Here is an 8596-nt window from a genome sequence, read left to right as displayed (position 1 = left end):
CACAAACCCCCCGCCCATGGCCACCCCCTACGGCACCCTGCCCGCGGCCTCGCCCCTGCCCCAGCGCAAGCCGGTGAGCCTGCCCCGGTTGAACGAGCTGCGCGAGCGGGGCGAGAAGATCACCATGCTCACCGCCTACGACGCGACCTTCGCCGCCGTGGCCGACGCCGCCGGCGTGGAATGCATCCTGGTCGGTGATTCGCTGGGCATGGTGTGCCAGGGCCTGGCCAGCACGGCCGGCGTGACGCTGGAGACCATGGCCTACCACGTGGAGAGCGTGGCGCGCGGCCTGCGCCGCGTGCAGGGCACGGCCTGGCTGCTCGGTGACCTGCCGTTCGGCAGCTACCACGAGTCCAAGGAACAGGCCATGCGCAGCGCGGCGCAGCTGGTGCATGCGGGCGCCCACATGATCAAGCTCGAAGGCGGCGGCTGGACGGCCGAGACCGTGCGGTTCCTGGTGGAGCGCGGCATTCCCGTGTGCGCCCACCTGGGCCTGACCCCGCAGACCGTGCACGCCCTGGGCGGCTACCGCGTGCAAGGCCGTGGCGACGCGGCCGCGCTCACGCTCAAGCGCCACGCGCTGGAGCTGCAGGACGCCGGCGCCACCATGCTGGTGCTCGAGATGGTGCCGGCCGCGCTGTCGGCCGAGATCACCGGCCAGCTGCCGCACTGCCACACCATCGGCATCGGCGCGGGCAAGGGCACGGCCGGCCAGGTGCTGGTGATGCACGACATGCTCGGCGTCAACCTGGGCAAGAACCCGAAGTTCGTGCGCAACTTCATGGAAGGCGCCAGCAGCGTGCGCGACGCCATGGCCGCCTACGTGGCCGCGGTGAAGGACGGCAGCTTCCCCGACGACAGCCTGCACGCCTGGTAAATCAACGATCCACCCATGAAACTCGTTCACACCATCGAAGAGTTGCGCGCCACGCTGCGGCCCTTCAACGCGCCTGCCCTCGTGCCCACCATGGGCAACCTGCACGACGGCCACCTGGATCTGGTGCGCGCCGCCAAACCCCTGGGCGACGTGACCGTGGCCAGCATCTTCGTCAACCGCCTGCAGTTCGCGCCGCACGAGGACTTCGATACCTACCCCCGCACCCTGCAGGCCGATTGCGACAAGCTCGCCGCCGAAGGCTGCGACGTGGTGTTCGCCCCGTCGGAAAAGGAGCTGTACCCCGAGCCCCAGGGCTTCAAGGTGCAGCCGCCCGCCGAGCTCGCCGACATCCTCGAAGGCCATTTCCGGCCCGGTTTCTTCACCGGGGTCTGCACCGTGGTGATGAAGCTGTTCCAGTGCGTGCTGACCGAGGGCAAGGGCCCGCGCCACGCGGTCTTCGGCCAGAAGGACTACCAGCAGCAGATGGTGATCCGCCGCATGGCGCAGCAGTTCGCCCTGCCGGTGACCATCGTGAGCGTGCCCACGCAGCGCGCGGCCGATGGCCTGGCGCTGAGTTCGCGCAATGGTTACCTGAGCGAGACCGAACGCGCCGAGGCGGTGCAGCTCTCGCTGGCCTTGCGGGCGCTGGGGCGCGACGCCCTGGCCGCCGCCGATGGCCTGGCGCGGCACCTGCCGGGGCTGGAAGAACGCGCCATGAAGGCCCTGGCCGCGCGCGGCTGGCAGCCCGACTACCTCACCGTGCGCCGCCGCGCCGACCTGCAGGCGCCGCAGGCCGGCGACCCGCTGGTGGTGCTGGGCGCCGCGCGCCTGGGCAAGACGCGCCTGATCGACAACTTCGAAATCTGAGTTCCCGGAGGTCCGCCATGCTGCAACTGCGCCCCAATTGCGAATGCTGCAACCGGGACCTGCCCAACGAAAGCACCGAGGCGCGCATCTGCACCTTCGAATGCACGTTCTGCAGCGACTGCGCCGACACCCGGCTGAACCACACCTGCCCCAATTGCGGCGGTGAACTGGTGCGCCGCCCACGCCGGCCGGCGGCGGCGCTGGCGCGGCATCCGGCCTCGACCGAGCGCGTGCTCAAACCCGAGGGCTGCGCATCTGCGGCGGCCTAGAGGCCTTCTTCTTTCGGGTCGCGCCCCATGAGCGCGGCCACGGCCTGCGCTGGCTTGAGCCGGCCTTCGATCAAGGCCACCACGCCTTCGCTGATCGGCATGTCCACGCCGAGCAGGCGCGCGCGCTGCACCGCGGTGCGGGCGCTGTACACCCCCTCGGCCACGTGGCCCAGCGAGTCCACCGCCTGCTGAAGGCTCATGCCCTGCGCCAGCAGCTGGCCGACACGGCGGTTGCGCGAGAGATCGCCGGTGGCGGTGAGCACCAGATCACCCAGGCCCGACAGGCCCATGAAGGTCTCGGCGCGCGCGCCGAGGGCCAACCCCAGGCGCGTCATTTCGGCCAGGCCGCGCGTGATCAGCGCGGCGCGCGCGTTCAGGCCCAGGTCCAGGCCGTCGCACAGGCCGGTGGCGATGGCCAGCAGGTTCTTCACCGCGCCGCCCACCTCCACGCCCACGATGTCCTCGTTGGCGTACACGCGCAGCGTGGGGCTGTGGAACGCGGCCACCAGCATGTCGCGCACGCTGGCGTGTTCGCTCGCGGCCACCAAGGCGGTCGGTTGGCCCCGCGCCACTTCCTGCGCGAAGCTCGGGCCGCTGAGCACCCCGGCCTTGAGCCGTGGCGCCACCTGGGCGCGCACCTCATGGCCCAGCAGGCCATGGTGGCCCTCGCGCGGTGCCTCGAAACCCTTGCAGAGCCAGGCCACGGGCGCGGGATGCGATGCCAGCACCTGCAACATGCCGCGCAGGCCCGACATGGGCGTGCCGATGATCAGCAGGTCGGCCTCGGCCAAAGCCTTCGAGGACGCGTCCAGCGGACCGGCATCGATGCCCACCGAGGGCGGCAGGGCCACGCCCGGCAGGTAGCGCCGGTTCTCGCGCTGCGCGCGCATGTCATCGGCCTGCTGCGCATCGCGCGCCCACAGCGTCACCTGGCGGAACTCGCCGCCCTGGGCGGCCGCGCCGACGGCCAGGGCGGTGCCCCAGGCGCCCGCTCCGAGCACGACGATGTTCATGGGTCCCCCGCGAGAGGACTTACTGCGTGACGATGCGCGGTGCGTCGTCGGCGGCTTGCGCCTGCTGCTGCTCGTACATGGCCTGGAAGTTGATCTCGGCCAGGTGCACCGGCGGGAAACCACCGCGCTGGACGATGTCGGCCACGTTGCTGCGCAGGTAGGGGTAGACGATCTGCGGGCAGGCGATGCCCATGATCGGGCCCATCTGGTCCTGCGGCAGGTTGCGGATCTCGAAGATGCCGGCTTGTTTGGCCTCGACCAGGAACACGGTCTTGTCCTTGATCTTGGTGGTCACCGTGGCGGTGACGCAGACCTCGTACACGCCATCGGCCACCGGGCTGGCTTCCACGCCGAGCTGGATGTCCACCGTGGGCTGCTCCTGCTCCAGCAGGATGGCCGGGGAATTGGGTTGCTCCAGGGACGCTTCCTTGAGGTAGACGCGCTGGATCTGGAAGATGGGGTCCTGGTTTTCTGCCATGGTGGTGTCTCGAAAGATTCGGGGAGGAAAAAACAAACCCGCCGGAGATCGAAGTCCCTGCGGCGGGCACTGCCGGGATTATGTCAGCCCGGCAAGGCGGCTTTGTGACTCAGGCCTGCAGCATCGGCACCAGGCCGCCGCGCCCATCGAGCGCGTGCAGGTCGTCGCAGCCGCCCACATGGGTGTCCCCGATGAAGATCTGCGGCACGCTGGTGCGCCCCGTGAGCTGGGTCATCTGGGCGCGCAGTTCGGGCTTGCCGTCCACGTACACCTCTTCCAGGTCGGACACGCCCCGCCGGTCGAGCAGGGCCCGGGCCCGGCTGCAATACGGGCAGTACGCGCTGGTGAACATCTTGACCTTGGCCATGCGGAAATCCTGTCGAACCCGATGAAAAACAAGCCCAGATGATCAGGCTTTTTCCACGGGCAGGTTGGCGGTGCGCCAGGCACCCATGCCACCGGTCAGGGCATGCGCGTTCTCGTAACCCAGCTTCTTGGCAATGGCCACGCCCTTGTTCGCGCTCGCGCCATTGGCGCACACGAAGATCAGCGGCAGCGCCTTGTTCTTGACCGTGGTGGGCAGCTTGGCCTCCAGGTCGGCCAGAGGCAGGTTTTTCGCGCCGATCACGTGGCCCGACGCAAAACCGTCGGCGTCGCGCACGTCCACCACCACCGCCTTGTCGCGGTTCATGAGCTGCACGGCCTCGGTCGTGTTGAGGGACCCCGCGCGACCGCCGGCAGAGGCCAGCGGCCAGAGCAGGAAGGCCCCCGACGTGATGGCCACGGCAATCAGAACCCAGTTTTCGATGAAGAAACTCACAGATACACCTTTCGAGTAAGCCCGGGATTTTAGAATGCTTGGCTGTGCCGCGCCGGCCACATCCCGGTGGCACGTCACCCGACAGGCCGGTTGGCCCGGCTTGTGATCCCCCCGTCCGTCCCCATTTCCGCTCTTCAACGCGCGCCCTGCCCATGTACAAACTCGTCCTGATTCGCCATGGCGAATCCACCTGGAACCTGGAAAACCGCTTCACCGGCTGGACCGACGTGGACCTCACCGCCACCGGCCTGGAGCAGGCCAAGAACGCCGGCCGTCTGCTCAAGGCCGAGGGTTACGACTTCGATCTGGCCTACACCAGCGTGCTCAAGCGCGCCACGCGCACCCTGTGGCACGCGCTGGACGAGATGGACCGCACCTGGTTGCCGGTGGTGCACAGCTGGCGCCTCAACGAGCGCCACTATGGTGCATTGCAGGGCCTGAACAAGGCCGACATGGCCAAAAAATACGGCGACGAACAGGTGCTGGTCTGGCGGCGCAGCTACGACACGCCACCGCCGGCCCTGGAGGCCACGGACCCGCGCAGCGAGCGCGGCGACCGGCGCTACGACCGCCTCAAGCCCGAAGAAATCCCGCTCACCGAGTGCCTCAAGGACACGGTGGCACGTGTCTTGCCCTTCTGGAACGAAGCCATGGCGCCGGCGATCAAGGCCGGCAAACGGGTGGTGGTGGCGGCGCATGGCAACAGCATCCGCGCCCTGGTGAAGTACCTCGACGGCATTTCCGACAACGACATCGTGGGCGTGAACATCCCGAACGGCATTCCACTGGTGTACGAACTCGACGCGGATCTGAAACCGATCCGGCATTTCTACCTGGGCGATGCCGAGGCGGCGGCGAAGGCCGCGGCGGCGGTGGCCGCGCAGGGCAAGGCCTGAAACCGGCGATCCGTCACGACAACCCGGGGAATACCACTGTGGAGCCCCGGGAACCGAAGCATCTCGCCATGCTCCAAGGTGTATATTGACCCGAGAGGGTCCCGCAGGCCCTGCACGGGCTTTTTTACTGGGGTATTTCGATGGCAAAACAGGTGAGTCACAAGCTGAAGATTGCAGGCTGGGTGGCCATTGGCGTGGTCGCCGGCGCGCTGACCACGGTGCAATTGCAGGCGGTTGCGCGCGGTGCGCTGGCCCCGCTGCCGCTGGAAGAGCTGCAGCAGCTCGCCGCCGTCTTCGGCATGGTCAAGAGCGACTATGTGGAACCGGTGGATGAGAAGAAGCTCATCTCCGAAGCCATTTCGGGCATGGTCGCGAGTCTGGACCCGCATTCGCAGTACTTCGACAAGAAGTCGTTCAAGGAATTCCGCGAAGGCACCAGCGGGCGCTTCGTCGGCGTGGGCATTGAAATCACGATGGAAGACGGCCTGGTCAAGGTGGTCTCGCCCATCGAGGACTCCCCCGCCTTCCGCGCCGGCCTCAAGACCGGCGACCTGATCACCAAGATCGACGACACCCAGGTCAAGGGCCTGAGCATCAACGACGCCGTCAAGCTCATGCGCGGCGAGCCGCGCACCAAGGTGCTGCTCAACATCTACCGCAAGGACGAGAACCGCAGTTTCCCCGTGACGATCACGCGCGAGGAAATCAAGACGCAGAGCGTGAAGTCGCGCGTGGTCGAACCCGGCTACGCGTGGGTGCGCGTGTCGCAGTTCCAGGAGCGCACGATCGAGGACTTCGCCCGCAAGATGGAAGACATCTACAAGGCGGACCCCAACCTCAAGGGCATCGTGCTTGACCTGCGCAACGACCCGGGCGGCCTGCTCGACGCGGCCGTCGCCCTGTCCGCCGCCTTCCTGCCCGACAACGTGACCGTGGTCTCCACCAACGGCCAGCTCGAGGACAGCAAGTTCACCTACAAGGCCATTCCGCAGCACTACCTGCGCCGCGGCGGCACCGACCCCATCAAGCGCCTGACCGACAACACGCAGGGTGCGCTCAAGCGCGTGCCGCTGGTGGTGCTGGTCAACGAAGGCTCGGCTTCGGCCAGCGAGATCGTGGCCGGCGCCCTGCAGGACCACAAGCGCGCCACCATCCTGGGCAGCCAGACCTTCGGCAAGGGCTCGGTGCAGACGGTGCGTCCGCTGGGCCCCGACACGGGCCTCAAGCTCACCACGGCGCGCTACTACACGCCGTCGGGCAACTCCATCCAGGCCAAGGGCATCGTGCCCGACGTGATGGTCGATGAAACGCCCGAGGGCAACGTGTTCGCCGCGTTGCGCACGCGCGAAGCCGATCTGCAGAAGCACCTGAACAACGGCACCGAGGCCGTCAAGGGCGACCAGGGCATGACCGACGCCCAGCGCGCCGCCGAGCAGCAGCGCGACGAGGCCCGCGAAGCCGCGCGCAAGCGCCTGGAAGAGGAAGCCAAGAAGAACCCGAACCAGCGCCTCGTGCCCGAGTTCGGTACCGACAAGGACTTCCAGCTGACGCAGGCGCTCAACCAGCTCAAGGGCCAGCCGGTGCTGATCAGCAAGACGCTGTCGGTGCGCACCGAAGAGAAAAAAGAAAACTGATGGATGCCGCGGGCGGTGACCGCCTGCGGCAAGACCCTTGGACGACGCCCAGCTCCTGCGCTATTCGCGCCACATCCTGCTCAACGAACTCGGGGTCGAAGGCCAGGAAGCCCTGCTGGCTTCGCACGCGCTGGTGATCGGCGCGGGCGGCCTGGGCTCTCCGGTGGCGCTCTACCTGGGCAGTGCCGGTGTCGGCCACATCACGCTGGTGGACCACGACACGGTGGACGAGACCAACCTGCAGCGGCAGATCGCGCACAACCTCGCGCGTGTGGGCCACCTCAAGGCCGAATCGGCGCGCGAGGCGATCGCCGCCATCAACCCGGACGTGCGCGTCACCACCGTCACCCAGCGGGCCGATGCGGCGCTGCTGGACCAGCTGGTGTCGCAGGCCGACGTGGTGCTGGACTGTACCGACAACTTCGCCACCCGCCACGCCATCAACCGCGCCTGCGTGAACCACCGCAAGCCGCTGGTGTCGGGCGCGGCGATCCGCATGGACGGCCAGCTCAGCGTGTTCGATCCCCGCACCCCGGGCAATCCGTGTTACGCCTGCGTGTTCCCCGAGGACGCCGGTGTGGAGGAGGCCCTGTGCGCCACCATGGGCGTGTTCGCGCCGCTGGTAGGCATCGTGGGCACCATGCAGGCGGCCGAGGCGCTCAAGCTGCTGACCGGCCTGGGCTCGCGCCTCACGGGCAAGCTGCTGATGATCGATGGGCGAGACCTGGCCTTCACGCCGATCTCGCTGCCGCAGAACCCGCAATGCGCGGTCTGCGGCCTGGCCCACTGAAGCCTTTCGTCAATCGGGCCGCGGGCAAGGCCCGTGGCGCTGGCGGAATTCGCGTGGCAACTCGGCCGAGGCATCGGCGAACAGACCCTTGCGGCCCTGCCTGGCACGCGCCTCTTCGGCCTGGAACGGCCCCAGGCTGCGGCGCCACCGGTAGGACCAGGCCTGGCCTTGCGCCACCATCCAGGCGGCGATGTCGTCGTCCTGGTGCGTGAGTCTGGCCAGCCCACGGCCGTAGTCGTCGTGATGGCGCACGCTGACCGCCACCACCTGGTTCAACACCCGCCGGGCCAGCGCATCGCGCGAGGCCGTGCCGCCGGCCTGGCAGATCTCGGGCGCGTCGATGCCATCGAGGCGCAGCTTGCGGTAACGGCCACCGTCCAGCGGCTTGACCCACAGCGTGTCGCCATCGAACACGCGGCTGACCCGGGCGGCGTACACCGTGGGTTCATCCACCGCCGCGTGCAGCGTCCCGGCGCTCGCCAGCGCCAGGACCGCGCAGAAAAGCGCCCGCCTCAACCCTTCTTGCCGCCCAGCACCAGCAGCACCGCGCCGACCACGATGGCGCCGACACCGGCCCACACCGGCACGTTGACGGTTTCCTTCTGCTTCACCGACAGCTCCAACGGCCCCAGCTTCACGGCTTCCGTGTCCTTGGTGTAGCTGAAACTGCCATACACCAGGCCGAGCACACCGGCGACGATGAGCACGATACCGACCAGCTTGGCTGCGTTCATGGGGATTTCCTCGAAGGCTTGTGCTTCCGCCGGCCGACCCGAGTGTCGGCGGCGCAGCGCAAGCGCCCATGATGCACCAAGTGCGGGCCCGCAGAGCGCGCCTTGGCTCAGTTGTGGAGGACTTCCCCGGCGATCAGGCCCGCGCCCTTTCACTCAGATCGAACATGCGTTGCACTCCGCGTTTTTTGCCGGGTGCCCATTCTGCTTGATCCGCCGCC

At 68.1% G+C, this 8596-nt stretch carries 12 protein-coding genes; 6 read left to right on the top strand and 6 right to left on the bottom strand.

Going from position 1 to position 8596, the window contains the following annotated elements:
• The 3 genes from panB to AC3WPZ_RS26785 form a co-directional block, all read left to right on the top strand.
• Positions 1-877: 3-methyl-2-oxobutanoate hydroxymethyltransferase (panB, locus tag AC3WPZ_RS26795; protein WP_492442391.1), on the top strand; the 877-nt coding region annotated here is incomplete at its 5' end.
• A 15-nt stretch (positions 878-892) separates the two neighbouring features.
• The gene (gene panC / locus AC3WPZ_RS26790) at positions 893-1744 is read left to right on the top strand and encodes a pantoate--beta-alanine ligase (protein ID WP_382323405.1); all 852 of its coding nucleotides are present in this window, start codon (positions 893-895) and stop codon (positions 1742-1744) included.
• Positions 1745-1761: 17 nt separating this feature from the next.
• Complete coding sequence (locus AC3WPZ_RS26785) at positions 1762-2013, top strand: DUF1272 domain-containing protein (RefSeq protein ID WP_291114999.1); 252 nt, start codon at positions 1762-1764, stop codon at positions 2011-2013.
• Here AC3WPZ_RS26785 and AC3WPZ_RS26780 read toward each other — a convergent pair.
• The 4 genes from AC3WPZ_RS26780 to AC3WPZ_RS26765 form a co-directional block, all read right to left on the bottom strand.
• Positions 2010-3026: an NAD(P)H-dependent glycerol-3-phosphate dehydrogenase gene (locus tag AC3WPZ_RS26780; RefSeq protein ID WP_382161195.1), complete on the bottom strand. Its 1017-nt coding sequence runs from the start codon at positions 3024-3026 to the stop codon at positions 2010-2012. The genes AC3WPZ_RS26785 and AC3WPZ_RS26780 overlap by 4 nt on opposite strands.
• 19 nt (positions 3027-3045) lie before the next feature.
• On the bottom strand, positions 3046-3504 hold the full coding sequence (gene secB, locus AC3WPZ_RS26775; RefSeq protein WP_291114995.1) for a protein-export chaperone SecB: 459 nt from the start codon (positions 3502-3504) through the stop codon (positions 3046-3048).
• Positions 3505-3613: 109 nt separating this feature from the next.
• Complete coding sequence (gene grxC, locus AC3WPZ_RS26770) at positions 3614-3871, bottom strand: glutaredoxin 3 (RefSeq protein ID WP_291114993.1); 258 nt, start codon at positions 3869-3871, stop codon at positions 3614-3616.
• A gap of 42 nt (positions 3872-3913) precedes the next feature.
• Complete coding sequence (locus tag AC3WPZ_RS26765; RefSeq protein WP_382161198.1) at positions 3914-4324, bottom strand: rhodanese-like domain-containing protein; 411 nt, start codon at positions 4322-4324, stop codon at positions 3914-3916.
• 152 nt (positions 4325-4476) lie between these two features.
• Between AC3WPZ_RS26765 and gpmA the strand changes: the two genes are divergently transcribed.
• The 3 genes from gpmA to AC3WPZ_RS26750 all read left to right on the top strand — a co-directional run bounded on the left by gpmA (position 4477) and on the right by AC3WPZ_RS26750 (position 7644).
• Entirely contained in the window at positions 4477-5220 is a 744-nt protein-coding gene (gene gpmA / locus AC3WPZ_RS26760; protein WP_291114989.1) for a 2,3-diphosphoglycerate-dependent phosphoglycerate mutase, read from the top strand.
• Positions 5221-5372: 152 nt separating this feature from the next.
• Positions 5373-6854: a S41 family peptidase gene (locus AC3WPZ_RS26755; RefSeq protein ID WP_382161201.1), complete on the top strand. Its 1482-nt coding sequence runs from the start codon at positions 5373-5375 to the stop codon at positions 6852-6854.
• Between the two features lie 37 nt (positions 6855-6891).
• Positions 6892-7644 (top strand): HesA/MoeB/ThiF family protein, encoded by a 753-nt coding sequence (locus AC3WPZ_RS26750; RefSeq protein WP_492442388.1) that lies wholly within the window; start codon positions 6892-6894, stop codon positions 7642-7644.
• Positions 7645-7653: 9 nt separating this feature from the next.
• Here the strand turns inward: AC3WPZ_RS26750 and AC3WPZ_RS26745 are convergent, their stop codons facing one another.
• Positions 7654-8160, bottom strand: coding sequence for a thermonuclease family protein (locus tag AC3WPZ_RS26745; RefSeq protein ID WP_492442386.1), 507 nt, complete (start codon positions 8158-8160; stop codon positions 7654-7656).
• The gene (locus AC3WPZ_RS26740; RefSeq protein ID WP_291114983.1) at positions 8157-8378 is read right to left on the bottom strand and encodes a hypothetical protein; all 222 of its coding nucleotides are present in this window, start codon (positions 8376-8378) and stop codon (positions 8157-8159) included. Before AC3WPZ_RS26740 ends, AC3WPZ_RS26745 begins: the two co-directional genes overlap by 4 nt.
• Between the last annotated feature and the right edge of the window lie 218 nt (positions 8379-8596).

It is taken from the genome of Hydrogenophaga sp. FW305-3-2-15-A-LB1 (assembly GCF_058787875.1).
This window is presented reverse-complemented; position numbering and strand designations above follow the sequence as displayed.

What these genes read in the sequence shown, in the direction of transcription:
- AC3WPZ_RS26785 (WP_291114999.1), top strand. Translation starts at nt 1,762, where the DNA reads ATGCTGCAACTGCGCCCCAATTGCGAATGCTGCAACCGGGACCTGCCC.
- AC3WPZ_RS26740 (WP_291114983.1), bottom strand. Translation starts at nt 8,378, where the DNA reads ATGAACGCAGCCAAGCTGGTCGGTATCGTGCTCATCGTCGCCGGTGTG.
- panC (WP_382323405.1), top strand. Translation starts at nt 893, where the DNA reads ATGAAACTCGTTCACACCATCGAAGAGTTGCGCGCCACGCTGCGGCCC.
- AC3WPZ_RS26780 (WP_382161195.1), bottom strand. Translation starts at nt 3,026, where the DNA reads ATGAACATCGTCGTGCTCGGAGCGGGCGCCTGGGGCACCGCCCTGGCC.
- secB (WP_291114995.1), bottom strand. Translation starts at nt 3,504, where the DNA reads ATGGCAGAAAACCAGGACCCCATCTTCCAGATCCAGCGCGTCTACCTC.
- grxC (WP_291114993.1), bottom strand. Translation starts at nt 3,871, where the DNA reads ATGGCCAAGGTCAAGATGTTCACCAGCGCGTACTGCCCGTATTGCAGC.
- gpmA (WP_291114989.1), top strand. Translation starts at nt 4,477, where the DNA reads ATGTACAAACTCGTCCTGATTCGCCATGGCGAATCCACCTGGAACCTG.